The sequence below is a fragment of the Enterococcus sp. DIV1537a genome (assembly GCF_051712085.1).
In the GTDB taxonomy this organism is placed as follows: Bacteria; Bacillota; Bacilli; order Lactobacillales; family Enterococcaceae; genus Enterococcus; species Enterococcus faecalis.
On the sequence record NZ_JBIOOE010000001.1, the window covers coordinates 1,471,700 to 1,487,558 of the forward strand.

The following is a 15,859-nucleotide window of genomic DNA, read 5'->3' on the forward strand; positions in this document are numbered from 1 at the left end:
GCTGTTTTTATTCTTTTATTATAAAAAATTTAATGAACGTAATTGGCTATCAATGCAATCAGCCATAAATGAAGCGGATAGAATCCGTAAAATAAATATTTGAAAAACGGTGCTTTGCTCCCTCTCTCACCATTGTAAAGCGATATAAAGGGTAACACAGTGATAAACATAAAATCAGAATTATAAGCTAACATTTCAATTGTCGTTGGCCAATCTCCCAACCATTGAAAACTTGTAACTAAGAAAAAGAGCGCTAATGCACCATATAAACAGTTCCGTAAGACAAGTCTCTTTCTGGCAAGATACGTAATCAACATAAAAGGTAACATCACAACGCCACCTTCAGCAAACATTGCTCCTATTCCTAAAATGGCTAATATACTAATCAATAAAACAATTTTTAAACTGATTTTTGGCATCTCTAGCATCGCTTTTGTCACAATTAACATACTGACACCAAGGGCTAAGGTGAAGAAAATATTGTTGTGAACAGCGACAGCTGGATTATTCACTAAATGATTTAGCAGCGTATTTCCAACAAACATGATTGCTGCCCAAATATACAAACGACCATTGTAACGATAAACATTCCGTGTATAGTTGAACCCTTCTACAGCCATGTAACCAAAAAACACACCGACACAACGAGTAATTACATGAAAAATCAGTGCCCATTCTGGCGGAACAAAATAACTAATATGGTCAAGAACCATTAACCCCATCATCAATAACTTTAAGCGATTTGCGTTCATGAATCGTCTCCTTTATTTTTTCTACAGAAACTATCATATCTTTTTATATAACAGAAAACAACGAACATTCTTGTTAGATTCAACCATTCTTTTTGTCACTTTCGTTAAACTTGGTACCGCAAAGATAAATCTTCAAATAAATAATGTTGGTATTTAAATTGTTCAAAATGAATTTTTCGAATTTCTTGCTTAATGGCTATTAAGCATTCATCGACCGTCATCAATGATTCTTCTTTTAGAAGCGCCTCTTCTATTAATAATTTACATTGGCAATCAATCAATAAAAGTTGACTATAAAATGTGTAAAATGTTTCTTTATTTAATTTTTCAATCAAATTTTTAGCTTGATTCTGCAGCTTTTGATAACATTTGGTCAATTTTTGGTAATCCATTAAATCAACTAACTGACCTTGTTTTAACATGTTACTAAAGTCTAAATCCCAAAGCATTTCTTTAGTCGGCTGTTGCAATAAATAATACATAGAATGACTACTAATAATTTCAGTGGTCGGTTCTTCAATTGTTTCATAAAAAGTCACAAAATATTCTCGCTCAATCACAGTAATAATTTCTTCTTCTGAAAGCTCACAATCTTCTAAATTTTGATAGAATATCAATAATTTAATCCGCTCATCTATTTTATTCAGCGAAGCGACTAATTCAGGAAAAAGAACCGACTGACAATTTTCTACTAATTCTCTTGCCTTATTTTGTTCATTTTTATAAAAGTTGTATAACTTTTTCCGCTGTTTTAACGAGTTTAGTAAGTTATCGGGTATATTCCAGTAATATTGTTTCTTCATAGCATTCCCACTCTTCTTTTTTATGTACAATTTTACAAAATTGGTCTTAGCCAATTTCGTCTCTAGTTATTCTATCAAAAAAGTGACGCTTTTTTACTGACAATAATTACTCGTTTTACGCCCAAAAAGTGAAAATTCAGCTGTTAAGTAATTATTGGGGCTTGTTTCCCGCGGGCCGAAAAAACTTTTTCCTTTTAAAAGTCCAGAAAAAGACCTACACTAGAGATAGACAAACGTTGGAGGGATTTAAATGGATTTACACTTAACGAATAAATTAGCATTAATTACTGGTTCAACCAAAGGAATTGGCAAAGCAATTGCGATTGAAATGGCTCGTGAAGGGACCGATGTCATTATCAATGGGCGCAATGAAGCCGAAGTAATCAAAGTTGTTGAAGAAATACAAACAATGTTTCCAGACACTCATCCTCAAGCAGGAACTGCCGATATTTCCATTGAAAGTCAACGAACTACTTTACTTGAAAAATTCCCTAAAGTCGACATTTTAGTGAATAATATGGGGATTTTTGAACCAATGGAATACTGGGACATCGATGACGCCACTTGGGAAAAATTTTTTACTGTGAACGTGTTGTCAGGCAATGCATTAGCAAAAGCTTATCTACCTAAAATGCTTGCACAAGATTTTGGTCGCATTATTTTCATCGCTAGCGAAGAAGCAGTGATGCCTTCTGGCGAAATGCCCCAATATAGCATGACAAAAACGATGAATCTTTCCTTAGCTAAAAGTTTATCCAACTTAACTGTCGGCACACATGTCACCGTTAACACGGTTATGCCTGGCTCAACCCTTACCGAAGGTGTAGAAAAAATGTTGGAAGATATGTACGCTGGTTCAGACATTCCCAAAGAGGATTGGGAAAAAGATTTCATGAAAAATCATCGTTCTCGTTCACAAATCCAACGGCTCATTCGACCAGAAGAAATTGGTCGTTTTGTTACCTTTGTGGCCAGCCCGGATTCTTCTTCATTCTCAGGCGAAGCCTTAAGAATCGATGGCGGCTTAGTTCCAACGATCTTCTAAATTAAACAAAAAAGACAGCCAGCAAAAATTCACATTTTTTGCTGGCTGTCTTTTTAAGCATATTAATTGATTACTTACCAAAAGTAAGTTATATTTATCTCGAATTCGAAATAAAAAGAGGTGAAACAATGAGCCAACAGCAAGAAGCTTTAAAAGCCTATATCGGTTTATTAAGAACCAGCCATCAACTAGAGCAACTTGCCAAGCAAGATGTTACTTGTTATGACTTAAACATTACAGAATTTTCAGTATTAGAGCTGTTACTCCATAAAGGTCCTCAGACCATCCAAAAAATTAAGGAGAAAATTTTAATTGCTAGCAGTAGCACCACTTATGTTATTGACCAATTACATAAAAAAGGCTATGTAACGCGCACCCCCAGTGAAAAAGACCGACGCATTACTTACGTCGAATTAACAGAAGCTGGAAAAACATTAATTGAAGAAATTTTCCCGACGCATGCAAAGCGAATTGCAGAAGCATTTGAACAACTCTCTTCCGAAGAATTAACACTTCTTCAAAAAACTTTACGAAAAATAACAAATGAAACGAAATGAGGAAATAATGATGAAAAAAGAAGATCAATTATTAGGAATCCACCACGTTACAGCTATGACAAGTGATGCAGAAAAAAACTATCACTTCTTTACGGATGTTTTAGGGATGCGTTTAGTCAAAAAAACAGTAAATCAAGATGATATCTATACTTACCATACCTATTTTGCTGATGATTTGGGTACACCAGGTACAACCATGACCTTTTTCGATTTTCCCAATAACCCTAAAGGATTAAAAGGAACCAATACAATTTCAAGAACAGGGTTCCGGGTTCCTTCAGATGCAGCTTTGACTTATTATGAAAATCGCTTCAATGAATTTGCGGTCAAACACACAGGTATTTCTGAAGAATTCGGGAAAAAGGTCCTTCGCTTTTGGGATTTTGATGATCAAGCGTATCAATTAATCTCTGATGAATTAAATCAGGGTGTTGCAGCGGGCACCCCTTGGAAAAAAGGACCTGTTCCAACAGAATTTGCGATTTATGGATTAGGACCTGTCGAAATAGCTATTTCCTATTTTCATGAATTCAAAGAAGTCTTTGAAGAAATTCTAGGCTTTCACGTAGTGGCACAAGAAGGCAATCGCTATTTACTTGAAGTTGGCCAAGGTGGCAATGGTGCCCAAGTCGTTTTGGTAGACGATGATACTAGCTCACAAGCACAACAAGGATATGGTGAAGTACATCACGTTGCATTCCGCTTAGCGGATCGCAAATCACTTGGGACTTGGCAAGCGCTCTTTGATCATTTAGGATTACAAAACTCTGGCTATGTCGATCGTTATTACTTTGAATCATTGTATGTTCGTATTGGGCATATTTTAGTCGAATTAGCCACCGATGAACCAGGATTTATGGGGGATGAACCTTACGAAACATTAGGAGAAAAGTTATCTCTTGCGCCATTTTTAGAAAACCGTCGTGAGTATATTGAGAGTGTTATCAAGCCTTTCAATACAAAACGAGCCTAAGGAGGAAAAAACATGCATTCAATTTTTAAAAAAGGACATCCTGAAGCACCTGTCTTTGTGCTACTTCACGGTACAGGTGGTGATGAAACATCTCTCCTACCAATTGCCCAAGAACTAAATAAACAAGCTACTGTACTAAGTATTCGTGGTGATGTTTCAGAAAATGGAATGAATCGTTATTTTAAGCGCCTAGCGGAAGGTCATTATGACTTAGAAGATCTAGAAAAACGCGGTGAGGCGCTTCATAAGTTTATTCAACAAGCCGCTAACGAGCATCAATTTTCATTGGATAAAATTATTTTTATTGGCTATTCAAATGGGGCCAATATCGCTATTCAATTATTGCTTACTCATCCCGGCAGCTACCATCAAGCTGTCCTCTATCATCCCATGTTTCCTGTTGAATTGACCAATCAACCAGACTTGACCGCCACTTCTGTTTTATTATCTCTAGGAGAGCATGACCCGATTGTCCCACTTCCTGAAAGTATGCGTGTGATTCAATTATTTCAGAATCATGGAGCAACCGTACAAGAGGTTTGGACACAAAGTCATCAATTAACTTATCAAGAAATTAAGGAAACACAAACTTGGTTGGCACATCTGTCCTCTTAACAAAAAATGGGTCCTAAGTCGAAATGACTTAGGACCCACTTTTTCTATTTTAAGATAATTCACTGTCTGAGCTTCTTTTTATTCTGCCATTTGAACAACTATTTTACCAACTGCATGGTGCGTTTCACTGAGTGCATGTGCATCATAAATCCCTTGTCTAGAAAAAGGGAAAACTTCACCAATAATTGATTTCACTTTTCCAGCTGCCATCAAATCAGCAATTTTTTGTAATTGTTCTCCATTTGGTTGAAGCCAAATACTTTCAGCAGAAATATTTTTTTCGGCTGCCAATTGTTTATCTTCAATGCCCACAATTGAAACAAGACGACCTGTGTTTGGTTTTAAGACGTCAAAACTATTTTTTTGAACCTCACCACCCATTGTATCAAAAACCAAATCAACATCAGTTAATACCTCTGCAAAATTCGTTGTATGATAATCAATCACTTCATCTGCACCAATTTTTTTCAGTAAGGCATGATTTTTTGCGCTAGCGGTCGTGATGACATGTGCGCCCGCTTCTTTTGCTAGTTGAATCGCATAAGTACCAACCCCACCTGCACCAGCATGAATTAAAACAGTTTCTCCTTCTTTAAGGTGACCATGATCAAACAATGCTTGCCAAGCGGTTAAACCAGCCAACGGAACGGCAGCAGCTTCTTCAAAGCTAATTGTTTCAGGGATTTTTGCTAATAAATAATCATCCACAATCGTTACTTCTGCATAAGTGCCAAAACGAGTAGTTTCAGGACGAGCAAAAACTTTATCGCCAACTTGCCAATCCGTTACTTGACTCCCCACCTCTGTAATCACACCAGCGACATCCCAACCAAGAATAATCGGAAAGGACCAATCAAACATCTGTTTTAAATATCCTTCACGCAATTTCCAATCAATCGGATTAATTGATGTCGCGTATTCCTTTACCAACACTTGATGTTCCGATAATTTCGGCAGTGTTACTTCTGCTTCTTCAAGTACCTCTTTACTTCCGTACTGATTAATCACAACAGCTTTCATATACCAACTTCCTCTCATTTGTTTCATTTTTCACACTTTTAGTATACGCCTATTGCCTTCTTTTTATATAAGAATATGCTTTAGTTAAATTGAGAGAAAGTGTATTCATTATTAATCGCAATCTGTTTTAATTTAATTAGTTATGCATTTACGCGTTTAATTTCACGATGTTTATTCAATAAATAGGTCAAACCAAGATTAATGCCCACAAAGCAACTGATTGTCAGAAGAAGTGGCAGGACAGTAAAACCAGTGGATTGATAACCCACCATTGTTTGCAAGACGTGGAGCATTCTCAGGCGCATTGGTGCCCCCCCTAATTGTGCAATCGTGCCCAGTAAAATAGGAATCATTAATAACAGCAATAAAACAATGAGTTTTTTTACGCCATCTATCCGATCATTAAAGACACCTGCTAACAAACCAAGTGAGCCGCTAAGCATTAGTAAGATAAAAAAGAGCAACCACGACATGAAAAAGTTTCCTTGCGCATAGACATCAATTAATTTCATTGATAATTGAAAATGAGAAATGAAATTGCCGCTAAATACTTTAATCAGTACAAGTACAACGAAGGATCCAACCAAAGATAAAATAGCATTACTTACAAAATTCACCAAAAAAATCGTCCAGCGGGAAAGCCCGTTTTGAATAAACAGTTTAAAATCTGTGTTTACCCCTAAAAATGATAGTATCCCCATAAAAACCAGACAAGGAATTACTGCATCAGAGCTGACAGTATTTACGTCGTTAGAAAAGAGCAAGCCAATAAGAGGAAAAAGAATGCCGAACAAAGCATAAAAGCCAAAATAAATTGCTAAAGAACGGACTTGATAAATAACACGATACTGCAAAGCTGTTTTAAATTTCATTTTACTTTTCCTTCTTTCTATTGGTTAATTGCACAAAATATGTTTGTAAATTTAGCGGCGCAATTTGAACCTCTGCTTTTTCAGTCGGCAAGTCGCCGTACACGTAAGCCGTAACTGCCCCACCTAAAGTATCCATGCCTAAGATTTCCAATGACTGAGTATAGCGCTCTACTTGTTCTTTCGGCCCAGAAACAATGCGACCGTTTTTCAAAATTGTTTCAATAGATTCTGCGCGAATCAATTTTCCTTGATCAATGATGATAATATCTTCTAATAAATTCGCAATTTCTTCAATCAAATGGGTGGAAATCACAAACGTACGGGGACGTTCTTGGTATGTCTCAATTAAATAAGTATAAAATAATTCCCGATGATTGGCGTCTAAACCTAAGACTGGCTCATCTAAAAAAATATACTCACAGGGGACGGATAGCGCCACTATTAGTTTAGCAATACTCCGATAACCAGTTGATAATTTTTTGAATGTCTTTTTACCATCTAAACCAAAATCGCTTAACATTTGTTCGGCTAAAGACCAGTCAAAGGATCCATAAAAACCTTCAGTCGTTTTAAAAATATCTTTAATTTTTAACTGAGGAGGAAATAAATTATCTTCACTCATTAAGTAAATATGATTCAAAGCAGTCTCATTATCGGTCACTGTTTCTCCCGCCAATTGAACGGAACCTGAAGTGGCAAAACTTCGATTATTAATGATATTTAATAACGTACTTTTACCAGCCCCGTTTCTGCCTAAGAGCCCATAAATCGTTTCTTTTTCAAAAGTAATTGAAATATTATCTAGTGCTTTTTTTTGATGATATTTTTTGCTTACTGATTCCACCCGCAAACTCATGCGTCATACCCTCTTTCAATTAGTTGTTTTAATTGTTCAGCTGTAATCCCTAATTTTTTTGCTTCTGCGACAACTTCTAAGACTTCTTTATTTAAAAATTCTTCTTTCCGTGCACTTCTTACTCTCTCTTGAGCGCCTGGTAAAACAAACATGCCAATCCCCCGTTTCTTTTCAATCAGCTGTCGTTCTACTAATAAATTCATTCCTTTTAAAACGGTGGCTGGATTGATTTGATAACTTTTTGATATTTCTGTGGTTGAGGGAATTTGTTCGCCTTCTAAGTAAGCGCCATTAAAAATTCCTTCGGCAATCTGATCGGCTACTTGCTGAAATAAAGGCTTTTCCCCCGAAAAATTAAATTCCATTTTTACACCTCACTTAAACGGTTAACTACTTATGTAACTAACTATATATCCTAGAAATTCTTTTGTCAATAAAAAAACCATTGTTTCCAAAGAAATTTTTCTTTGAAAACAATGGCTATACTTTTGAGTTTATTGAATGGTTTCGTTCTTATAGGGTTCCATTGTATAACAATTCATCGGTTGTTTCGTTGACAATTTTTAAGCGATTTTGTTTTTTTATCAAAATACTTTTATAGGTCGTTCCTGTAGCCTTTTCTTCCATCACAAGAATGCGTTTATACTCATTATCAGTGACTTTCTTAATCGTTGTTTGATTTAAGGACGGGATTTTTTCTTTTAGCGTTTTTTCTTCCGCCAGACCTTTTAAGATTTCTGATTCTGTAGTGGAACTTGTGGGTTTATTAGAATCGCTTGATACACCTTCGTTATTAGACACACTTTCAGATGACTTGCGACTTGATTCAGTTACTTTAGGCTGTGATGATTCACTGGTATTGGTTGAATTCATTTGAGTTTGGGTTTGATTCCCACATGCACCAATTAGCAACCCAACGCCTAAGATAGAACTTGCTAAAATTGTTTTTCTAATCATTTGCATGACCTCCTACATCTATCATTACTTTAACCTTAACATTTTTCAGCTAAGAGAACAATTTTTCAGATTAGAAAAGACCACTAGTCGTTATTTAAATAAACGAACTAGTGGTCTTACTTATTTAGGAATGATCTTCATATGAGTGAGTGGGTAATAAACAAATTGTGCTTTCCCTAAGATTTGATCTGCATGTATTGCACCAAAAGAACGGCTGTCTTTGGACATACGGCGATTATCACCAAGCACAAAATAGCTATCTTTAGGTAACTTTTCTTGCATTAACAATTCTTTTGAATCAAAATTCGTAGTGTAAGGCATCGTTTCATGATCTTTTTTTCTGTTTTTAGTTAAATACGGTTCAGCGATTGGCTGATTATTGACATATAATTGATCGTTTTCGTAACGCACAGCTTCCCCTGGTAAACCAATCACACGTTTAATCAGAATCGATCCTGTGTCTGTTTTAAAGACCACCACATCAAACCGTTTAATGGCGGAGAATTTTTCCATCACAATCATATCTCCTTGATTCAAGGTTTTTTGCATAGAATGGCCATCCACCCGAACAGGAATCAGGAAAAATCCTCTTAAAATAAAAACGGCTACGATTGCTGGTACTAAAATTTTCAGAAAGTACATTAAATACCCAACATAATCACGTTTCTTCTTCAACTTCGTGCCACCTTTTTTCTAATTTTTTTGAATTTCTTTGACTGCTGTATCGTAGGCAGCGTCATTTTCAAGAATTAATTTACCTAAAGTGGCTTCAATTTTTGTGGCTGTTTCATTGTCGATTTCTCCAGTTACAGGCAAGCCATTTTTCTGTTGAAGATCGCTAACCGCTGCTTTTGTTTCTGCGGTGTAGTTTGCATTGTTTTCATCAACAGGATACGCTAATACAGCTAAAATAGCATTTAAGTTCTGAATATCTTCAGATTGATCTCCTTCTTTTAGCGTTTTATCGCGAGGAATCAATTTTAAATAGGCATACTCTGGGTAATCAGCTTTGATGGTTGGTTCAATTCCTTTTTCGTTGATCCATTCGCCTTTTGGTGTTAACCATTTTAAAACAGTCAATTTTATTTCGGTTTGGTCATTTAAATCCTTCACCGTTTGGACCGTTCCTTTGCCAAATGTTTTCGTTCCAATTAATGGGACATTCGCAGATTCATGCAGTGCTGCAGCAAAAATTTCGGATGCACTGGCACTATTGCCATCAATGATAACTGCAACAGGTTCTTTTACTTTAAAGCCGTCGTCTAATTCTTTGGAAGCAACTTCTTTCATCGTACGTCCTTTTTTGTCTTCAAATTGAACAATTGTTTCGCCATTTTTTAAAAACATACTGGCCATTCGCTCTGCTTGATCTAGCAGTCCACCAGGATTTTGGCGTACATCAATTACAAAGGATTTAGCTCCTTTGTCTCGTAAATTCGTGATTGTTTCTTTCAATTCTTGATATGTTTTTTTACCAAAGGACGTAATTTTAATCGAGCCAATTTGTGCATCTTTTTTGTCTAACTCACCAGTCACTGTTTTAACGGGAATTTTCCCACGTTTGATTGAGATATTTTTAGTTTCTCCCTCTCTTTGGATAGTCAATTCAACGGAAGTTCCTTTTTTACCTCGGACTTTTGAGACGACTTCTGCTAGTTTCATCCCTTTTGTAGCTGTACCATCAACCTTTTCAATAATATCGCCTTCTTTGATTCCCGCTTTTTCAGCTGGGGAATCTGCTACAGGGGCCTCTGCTACAACTGGTTCGCCATCTTTCATTGTCATAGTGGCACCAATTCCTTCAAAATCACCAGATAAGCTTTCGTTTAAATCATTGGCAGCAGATTCATTTAGATAAGTTGAGTATGGGTCTCCAATGGCTTCAGACATGCCTTTTAAGGCGCCTTCAACTAATTCATTTTTATCTACTTCACCTACATAATTGGTACTAATTTCATTATATAAATCCTGCACTTTGCTTAAATCAGCATTGGTAATTGCCCCTTCTTGACTCATCTTTTTAACACGATGATCAAAATAAATATAACTACTTCCTCCAGCTAAAAATGCGACACAGAGGAGCGAAATAATATATTGATAAAAAGGAACAGTTCGTTTGTTCTTCATAGATTTCATCTCATTTCTAACAAATTCGTCACTACTTTTGTTTACTATAACATGAATGAAAAAAGAGGTCGGGACAGAAGCGTTTAACTCCGAGAAATAAGAAGGAATTTCCAAAAATTGTTCTTTAATTTTTGGAGAATTCCGGCTTATTTCCGAAGGAGTTGCTTCTGTTCCCGCCGTTTATCAGTTTTTGAGCGTGGAGCAAAAATCCAAAGTGATTTTTGTCCCACGCTCTGGATTTATTTATTGTTTTCAAGGTACTTTTCCCATAACTCATCAAAGATGTCCATGTTGCTTAAATAGTCAGCATTCATTTCTAAATAAGAAGAAAGTTCATGATAATCCTCGGTTTGTTTTGGAAACTGAATATCTTTGGCCGCTTCATTGGCAAAATCAGTTTCAGGATCTTTAGCCGGACCTTTTAATGTCATTAAGTAATGGTAAAAGCTTCGTCTCATGTAAATTAGTCACTCCATTTTTCTTCAATAAATTCACTTCTACGTTGATGGGACAATCCATAACGCAAAGCGTCTTTTTTATAAAAGTCTTGATGGTATTCTTCAGCAGGATAAAATGGTGCTGCTGGTTCGATGGTGGTAACAATTGGTTCTGTAAAACGTCCACTATTAGCTAGACGTTCTTTACTTTTCTCAGCAATTTCTTTTTGTTCTTGAGAACGATAAAAAATAACTGGCCGATAATTATCGCCGCGGTCTTGAAACTGACCGAAAGCATCAGTAGGATCCGTTTGTTGCCAATAAATATCCACTAATTGTTCGTAAGAAATAATCGCTGGATCAAAAGTGATTTCTACTGCTTCCGTATGGCCTGTTGTGTGTGTTAGAACCTGTTCATATGTTGGATTAGGCACGTGCCCACCTGTATAACCCGAAACAACTGAGATAATCCCTGGTTGTGTATCAAAAGGCTGCACCATACACCAGAAACAGCCGCCTGCAAAAATTGCTTTTTCTTCCATCTCTAACACTCCTTTTTTATTTCTCTTTTGGCAAGTATATATTCATCCGAATGTCATCGTCAACTAAATTAATCTTTTCTGCTCGAACAAATAGACCATTTTGCATTCTAAACTGATCTAAACGTAATAAAACAGTTTGATCATCTGGATTGATTTCAACCCATTTAGGTAGTTTGTAAGAACGTTTAGCAAATTTCAATACTTCTTTAATTGGCAAGCCTAGCGTTCCTATAGATAAACTTTTTGCTTTTAATTGTACATTGCCATTCGCCATCACGTAAGGATCAAAATATAAGTAAAAAGGAATGTCATGCCCTAACACCTGAAATGTTCCATTTAATAAAGCATCATTTTCTAAATAAAATTTATATTTGATCTCCGAACCTTTTTGAAAGTCAGCTAAATAAAAGTCAATCAGTTTGTTCACTTGTTGTTTTTTTGACTGAATGGTGACGACTGGCTCGCCTTCTTTTTCAACAATTGCTGGTATTTTCTTTAAATCTGGTTCGCGAACTTGTGTTGCTCGAAATGTCACGAAAGCTACACTACCAATGACTAAACCCACTAGAATAAGAAAAGCGATTTTCCAGGGATTTCGTTTAAGATTGGTTGGTTGTGTCTTTTTAATTGATTTACTTGTTTTTGGCTTTTCTTCATTCATTTTATTCACTACCTTCTGATTTGGTTATCCATTCTTTCTCAGTCTTGACCATTTCATCCCGGACAGCTCCGGCCATAATTTGGTAGCCAAGATTATTCGGATGGAAGCGATCTTCTTCATATAACAAATTGTTTAAATCCTCTTTGCTAGCACTACTTCCTGTAGTTTCTGAGTCGCCACCAGTTACGCCAACTTCATCGCCACGACCTTTATAGAGTAAATCATTGATAGGAATGAAATAGGCTCGTTTTTGCTCTTGAACCATTTCTTCGGTTGCTTGATTCCAGTTATCAACGATTTCTTGCATTTCTGTAATTTCGGAAAAGTTTAAGTAGAAGGGATTGTAAATTCCTAAGACATAAATAGGGGCCTTCTTGTTGTACTCTCGGATTTCTTCAAGTAGTCGTCTTACTCGGCGTTGATAGGCTTTTTGTGGACGATTGAACGAGCTGACTTTCAAGTCGAAAATATTACTACTAATTACTTTCATTAAGTCATTTCCACCAACCGTTAGCGTAATCACGTCCGCAGAGGCAAGGCCCTTTTGAATTTCAGGTTTCTCTTTGATTCGTTTTAAAATTTGATCACTACGATCCCCATTTTTCCCAAAATTGTCTGTTTGAACACCGTTCAAGTTGTAGTGTTCTTTTAAATCATCCGCCACAATAGGAACAAAACCTCCACTATTCGTCAAATCGCCAATTCCTTCAGTTAAAGAATCACCAATTGCTGTATAATGAATGACTTCTTTTTGATTTTTTTGAGCAGTTGTGGCCACTTTCTCTTGCTTTAATAGTGGTTTTGCTTTGGGGATGGCCACACTTAACAATGTAAAAACACCTAGCGCAATGAGGATAGGTGTTAAGACGGTCAGCAAAATATGCTGTGTTTGTTTTTTCATCTTCGTCACTTCCTTTTAAATAAACTAACAAGAAATTTTCCTTTTCTTGTTAGAAAGAGGTTGCGTCTACTCATTTAAGAGTGAGACCCAACCTCGTTATTTCTTAGTCTGTATAGTACATAATAGCAAAGGCATTTTTTCCTGTATGTGTTGCAATGACTGGATTCGTATGTAATACGGGAATATCCATGTCTTTAAAGATTGCTTGTAATCCTTCTTTGAATCCATTTGCTAGTTCTAGCCCATCCGCATGAGAAATGCCAATTTGTCGAACATTTGGAATCTTACTTAATTCTGATTTCAATTCGTCAAACCATTTATTAAACGTTTTAACGCCTCGGCCTTTCGCTACAGGAATCAATTCCGTATTTTCAAAGTCCATGACAACTTTCATATTAAAAATGTTTGATAATAATCCTGTTGTACGGCTGATTCGTCCACCTTTAACCAAATTATCTAATGTTGAAATGCCAATGTATAATTTAGTATTTTGTTTGACGCGTTCAATTTCAGCTAAAATTTCTGGAACACCCGCTCCCGCTTGTGCCAATTTTGCTGCTTGAATGACTTGGAAAGACAAACCTTGGTCTGTAAAATCGCTATCAATCACCGTTACTTTACTTGATGATAAGTTGCTAGCTTGACGGGCCGCTTCAACCGTTCCACTTAAGCCTTTTGTCATGTGAATCGAAATTACTTCACTGCCATCTTCACCTAAGCGATCATATAATTCTACAAATTCACCAATTGGTGGTTGACTGGTTTTGGGTAAGGCCTTCGCATTAGCCATCATGTCCATAAATTTTTCGCCTGGCAAATGATCATCATCTGGATAAACAACGCCATCAACCATAATTGATAAAGGCATCATATGGATATTTAATTCATCTCTAAGACTTTTTTCCATCGTACATGAAGAATCCGTTACGATTTTAACGTTTGTCATAAATTTATCACTCTTTCTTTAAAAGGAACCTGTTTTCATGGTAGAATACCATTAAACGGTTAATTATCTAGTTATAGTATAACAGACACTGCCGAATTTTTCATCAAATTAAAATAAAGGAAGTGAATTTATTGGAAAAAACGCATTTCTCAAAAAAATACCTAATCGTGAACGAAGTCTTAAATGCAGTTACACATGGCATAGGCGCAGGTTTAAGTATTGCTGGCTTAGTCATTTTACTTGTTAAAGGAGCTCGTTTAGGTTCACCAATTCACGTGGTATCTTATGCTATTTATGGCTCCATGTTGATTCTACTTTTTTTATCTTCAACGTTATTTCATAGTTTAATTTTTACAAGAGCCAAAAAGGTCTTTCAGGTCTTCGATCATAGTTCTATTTTCTTATTGATTGCTGGCAGCTATACGCCTTTTTGCTTAATTAGTATTGGCGGTTGGTTAGGTTGGACCTTATTTAGTTTAGTCTGGTTAATCGCCATCGTCGGTATTGTCTATAAATCCCTCACGTTGCATAAACAAGAAACAGTGAAAAACATTTCAACGATTATTTATATTGTTTTAGGTTGGCTCTGTATCATCGCTGCTCGTCCGTTATATGAATCTCTTGGATTTACAGGAACAGCGTTATTGGTCGCAGGAGGCGTGTCTTACACATTAGGTGCAGCCTTCTATTCATTGAAAAATGTGCGGTTTATGCATGTAGTTTGGCATTTGTTCGTCATGCTTGCAGCGATCCTCATGTATTTTTCTGTTCTCTTTTATACGTAACCACAGCACAATAAGAACACGATGCTCAAAGCATCGTGTTCTTTTATTGCCCTAAATCTCTTTATTATAAAGGATTATTCTTCTTTTCGAATTATTTTAACATAAATTAGTAGAAAAGACTTTACAAAACGAACATACATTCGTATAATAACAATACGAACACTCGTTCGAATCAAATGAAGAGGTGATACACATGGAAGCAATTCGTCGTGTTGGATTTTTATTTTTTGTATTGGTTATAGGTATTTTTTTGGGAACATTAGGATTACGTCTTGCTTTTATGATCGTGACGCCGTTATTTATTCTTTGGTTTATGTCATGGGATGAGAAGCGTTATACACGTACACGTAAACAACAGCAAGCAAGATACGTTTATCGTAAGTTCCCTTAATAAATAATAAAACGGTGTGTTCCCCCCAAGCTACGCTCCGTTTTTATAAATATGTCAAAGAAAGAGCGAAGGATTAAATCCTTCGCTCTTTCTAATTAAATTAGATTAGTATTCCATTAAGGTAACAATATCGTAGCCATCAATTTTATCGCGGCCATGTAAATCCATTAATTCAATTAGGAACGCACAACCAACCACAATACCACCTAATTGTTCGACTAATTCGATGGTTGCTTTAATTGTACCACCAGTTGCTAACAAGTCATCACAAATCAAAACACGTTGACCTGGTGTGATGGCATCTTTGTGCAACGTCAATGTATCTGAACCATATTCTAAGTCATAAGTCACTTCGATGGTTTCACGAGGAAGTTTTCCTTTTTTACGAACCGGAGCAAAGCCAACCCCTAATTCATAAGCCACTGGACAGCCAACAATAAAGCCACGAGCTTCCGGTCCTACAACCATATCAATTCTTTTTTCTTTCGCGTAATCCACGATTTGTTTCGTTGCTTCACGGTATGCATCCCCATTAGCCATTAATGGAGAAATGTCACGGAACACGATCCCTTTCTCAGGATAATCTGGAATGCTTGCAATGTAATCTCTTAAATCCATT

At 36.3% G+C, this 15,859-nt stretch carries 21 protein-coding genes; 6 read left to right on the forward strand and 15 right to left on the reverse strand.

Features of this window, described 5'->3' with window-relative positions:
* Nucleotides 1–29: 29 nt before the first annotated feature.
* Nucleotides 30–752 carry a TraX family protein gene (locus tag IGJ41_RS07315; protein ID WP_085443108.1) on the reverse strand — a complete coding sequence of 241 codons (723 nt, stop codon included), beginning with the start codon at nt 750–752 and terminating at the stop codon, nt 30–32.
* 104 nt (nt 753–856) lie between these two features.
* The gene (locus IGJ41_RS07320) at nt 857–1,609 is read right to left on the reverse strand and encodes a DUF7006 family protein (protein ID WP_002385886.1); all 753 of its coding nucleotides are present in this window, start codon (nt 1,607–1,609) and stop codon (nt 857–859) included.
* Between the two features lie 196 nt (nt 1,610–1,805).
* On the opposite strand from IGJ41_RS07320, the gene IGJ41_RS07325 reads away from it, so the two are divergent.
* The 4 genes from IGJ41_RS07325 (at nt 1,806) to IGJ41_RS07340 (ending at nt 4,745) form a co-directional block, all read left to right on the forward strand.
* A complete protein-coding gene (locus tag IGJ41_RS07325) occupies nt 1,806–2,600 on the forward strand; it encodes an SDR family NAD(P)-dependent oxidoreductase (RefSeq protein WP_033594766.1) in 795 nt (264 codons plus the stop codon).
* Between the two features lie 128 nt (nt 2,601–2,728).
* Nucleotides 2,729–3,157, forward strand: a complete 429-nt coding sequence (locus IGJ41_RS07330; protein WP_033594768.1) for a MarR family winged helix-turn-helix transcriptional regulator — start codon at nt 2,729–2,731, stop codon at nt 3,155–3,157.
* A 10-nt stretch (nt 3,158–3,167) separates the two neighbouring features.
* A complete protein-coding gene (locus tag IGJ41_RS07335; RefSeq protein WP_002381868.1) occupies nt 3,168–4,130 on the forward strand; it encodes a ring-cleaving dioxygenase in 963 nt (320 codons plus the stop codon).
* A 12-nt stretch (nt 4,131–4,142) separates the two neighbouring features.
* Nucleotides 4,143–4,745 carry an alpha/beta hydrolase gene (locus IGJ41_RS07340; protein ID WP_002374756.1) on the forward strand — a complete coding sequence of 201 codons (603 nt, stop codon included), beginning with the start codon at nt 4,143–4,145 and terminating at the stop codon, nt 4,743–4,745.
* 78 nt (nt 4,746–4,823) lie between these two features.
* On the opposite strand, the gene IGJ41_RS07345 is transcribed toward IGJ41_RS07340, so the two are convergent.
* The 12 genes from IGJ41_RS07345 to IGJ41_RS07400 form a co-directional block, all read right to left on the reverse strand.
* Complete coding sequence (locus IGJ41_RS07345) at nt 4,824–5,792, reverse strand: NADP-dependent oxidoreductase (RefSeq protein WP_025190916.1); 969 nt, start codon at nt 5,790–5,792, stop codon at nt 4,824–4,826.
* A gap of 113 nt (nt 5,793–5,905) precedes the next feature.
* A complete protein-coding gene (locus tag IGJ41_RS07350) occupies nt 5,906–6,637 on the reverse strand; it encodes a hypothetical protein (protein ID WP_010826101.1) in 732 nt (243 codons plus the stop codon).
* A 1-nt stretch (nt 6,638) separates the two neighbouring features.
* Entirely contained in the window at nt 6,639–7,493 is an 855-nt protein-coding gene (locus IGJ41_RS07355) for an ATP-binding cassette domain-containing protein (RefSeq protein ID WP_002360208.1), read from the reverse strand.
* Nucleotides 7,490–7,858: a GntR family transcriptional regulator gene (locus IGJ41_RS07360; RefSeq protein ID WP_002357453.1), complete on the reverse strand. Its 369-nt coding sequence runs from the start codon at nt 7,856–7,858 to the stop codon at nt 7,490–7,492. The genes IGJ41_RS07355 and IGJ41_RS07360 overlap by 4 nt, the downstream gene beginning before the upstream one ends.
* Nucleotides 7,859–8,006: 148 nt before the next feature.
* On the reverse strand, nt 8,007–8,456 hold the full coding sequence (locus IGJ41_RS07365) for a hypothetical protein (RefSeq protein WP_173963502.1): 450 nt from the start codon (nt 8,454–8,456) through the stop codon (nt 8,007–8,009).
* A gap of 114 nt (nt 8,457–8,570) precedes the next feature.
* A complete protein-coding gene (gene lepB, locus IGJ41_RS07370) occupies nt 8,571–9,125 on the reverse strand; it encodes a signal peptidase I (protein ID WP_002382369.1) in 555 nt (184 codons plus the stop codon).
* A gap of 18 nt (nt 9,126–9,143) precedes the next feature.
* Complete coding sequence (locus IGJ41_RS07375) at nt 9,144–10,586, reverse strand: S41 family peptidase (protein ID WP_002361887.1); 1,443 nt, start codon at nt 10,584–10,586, stop codon at nt 9,144–9,146.
* 230 nt (nt 10,587–10,816) lie between these two features.
* Nucleotides 10,817–11,035: a YozE family protein gene (locus tag IGJ41_RS07380; RefSeq protein ID WP_002357449.1), complete on the reverse strand. Its 219-nt coding sequence runs from the start codon at nt 11,033–11,035 to the stop codon at nt 10,817–10,819.
* 5 nt (nt 11,036–11,040) lie between these two features.
* Entirely contained in the window at nt 11,041–11,556 is a 516-nt protein-coding gene (gene msrA / locus IGJ41_RS07385) for a peptide-methionine (S)-S-oxide reductase MsrA (protein WP_002357448.1), read from the reverse strand.
* A gap of 16 nt (nt 11,557–11,572) precedes the next feature.
* Nucleotides 11,573–12,226, reverse strand: coding sequence for a YpmS family protein (locus tag IGJ41_RS07390; protein ID WP_002381864.1), 654 nt, complete (start codon nt 12,224–12,226; stop codon nt 11,573–11,575).
* The gene (locus IGJ41_RS07395; protein ID WP_162783129.1) at nt 12,219–13,118 is read right to left on the reverse strand and encodes an SGNH/GDSL hydrolase family protein; all 900 of its coding nucleotides are present in this window, start codon (nt 13,116–13,118) and stop codon (nt 12,219–12,221) included. The genes IGJ41_RS07390 and IGJ41_RS07395 overlap by 8 nt, the downstream gene beginning before the upstream one ends.
* A gap of 103 nt (nt 13,119–13,221) precedes the next feature.
* Complete coding sequence (locus IGJ41_RS07400; protein WP_002357444.1) at nt 13,222–14,064, reverse strand: DegV family protein; 843 nt, start codon at nt 14,062–14,064, stop codon at nt 13,222–13,224.
* A 131-nt stretch (nt 14,065–14,195) separates the two neighbouring features.
* Between IGJ41_RS07400 and trhA the strand changes: the two genes are divergently transcribed.
* Entirely contained in the window at nt 14,196–14,849 is a 654-nt protein-coding gene (trhA, locus tag IGJ41_RS07405; protein WP_002357443.1) for a PAQR family membrane homeostasis protein TrhA, read from the forward strand.
* A 193-nt stretch (nt 14,850–15,042) separates the two neighbouring features.
* Nucleotides 15,043–15,240, forward strand: a complete 198-nt coding sequence (locus IGJ41_RS07410; RefSeq protein WP_002360203.1) for a hypothetical protein — start codon at nt 15,043–15,045, stop codon at nt 15,238–15,240.
* 105 nt (nt 15,241–15,345) lie between these two features.
* Here IGJ41_RS07410 and IGJ41_RS07415 read toward each other — a convergent pair whose 3' ends face one another.
* Nucleotides 15,346–15,858, reverse strand: coding sequence for an adenine phosphoribosyltransferase (locus tag IGJ41_RS07415; RefSeq protein WP_002357441.1), 513 nt, complete (start codon nt 15,856–15,858; stop codon nt 15,346–15,348).
* Nucleotide 15,859 lies beyond the last annotated feature (1 nt).

What these genes read in the sequence shown, in the direction of transcription:
- msrA (WP_002357448.1), bottom strand. Translation starts at nt 11,556, where the DNA reads ATGGAAGAAAAAGCAATTTTTGCAGGCGGCTGTTTCTGGTGTATGGTG.
- IGJ41_RS07395 (WP_162783129.1), bottom strand. Translation starts at nt 13,118, where the DNA reads ATGAAAAAACAAACACAGCATATTTTGCTGACCGTCTTAACACCTATC.
- IGJ41_RS07415 (WP_002357441.1), bottom strand. Translation starts at nt 15,858, where the DNA reads ATGGATTTAAGAGATTACATTGCAAGCATTCCAGATTATCCTGAGAAA.
- IGJ41_RS07355 (WP_002360208.1), bottom strand. Translation starts at nt 7,493, where the DNA reads ATGAGTTTGCGGGTGGAATCAGTAAGCAAAAAATATCATCAAAAAAAA.
- IGJ41_RS07330 (WP_033594768.1), top strand. Translation starts at nt 2,729, where the DNA reads ATGAGCCAACAGCAAGAAGCTTTAAAAGCCTATATCGGTTTATTAAGA.
- IGJ41_RS07400 (WP_002357444.1), bottom strand. Translation starts at nt 14,064, where the DNA reads ATGACAAACGTTAAAATCGTAACGGATTCTTCATGTACGATGGAAAAA.
- IGJ41_RS07360 (WP_002357453.1), bottom strand. Translation starts at nt 7,858, where the DNA reads ATGGAATTTAATTTTTCGGGGGAAAAGCCTTTATTTCAGCAAGTAGCC.
- IGJ41_RS07365 (WP_173963502.1), bottom strand. Translation starts at nt 8,456, where the DNA reads ATGCAAATGATTAGAAAAACAATTTTAGCAAGTTCTATCTTAGGCGTT.
- IGJ41_RS07340 (WP_002374756.1), top strand. Translation starts at nt 4,143, where the DNA reads ATGCATTCAATTTTTAAAAAAGGACATCCTGAAGCACCTGTCTTTGTG.
- IGJ41_RS07325 (WP_033594766.1), top strand. Translation starts at nt 1,806, where the DNA reads ATGGATTTACACTTAACGAATAAATTAGCATTAATTACTGGTTCAACC.
- IGJ41_RS07345 (WP_025190916.1), bottom strand. Translation starts at nt 5,792, where the DNA reads ATGAAACAAATGAGAGGAAGTTGGTATATGAAAGCTGTTGTGATTAAT.
- IGJ41_RS07335 (WP_002381868.1), top strand. Translation starts at nt 3,168, where the DNA reads ATGAAAAAAGAAGATCAATTATTAGGAATCCACCACGTTACAGCTATG.
- IGJ41_RS07350 (WP_010826101.1), bottom strand. Translation starts at nt 6,637, where the DNA reads ATGAAATTTAAAACAGCTTTGCAGTATCGTGTTATTTATCAAGTCCGT.
- IGJ41_RS07375 (WP_002361887.1), bottom strand. Translation starts at nt 10,586, where the DNA reads ATGAAATCTATGAAGAACAAACGAACTGTTCCTTTTTATCAATATATT.
- IGJ41_RS07380 (WP_002357449.1), bottom strand. Translation starts at nt 11,035, where the DNA reads ATGAGACGAAGCTTTTACCATTACTTAATGACATTAAAAGGTCCGGCT.
- IGJ41_RS07315 (WP_085443108.1), bottom strand. Translation starts at nt 752, where the DNA reads ATGAACGCAAATCGCTTAAAGTTATTGATGATGGGGTTAATGGTTCTT.
- IGJ41_RS07410 (WP_002360203.1), top strand. Translation starts at nt 15,043, where the DNA reads ATGGAAGCAATTCGTCGTGTTGGATTTTTATTTTTTGTATTGGTTATA.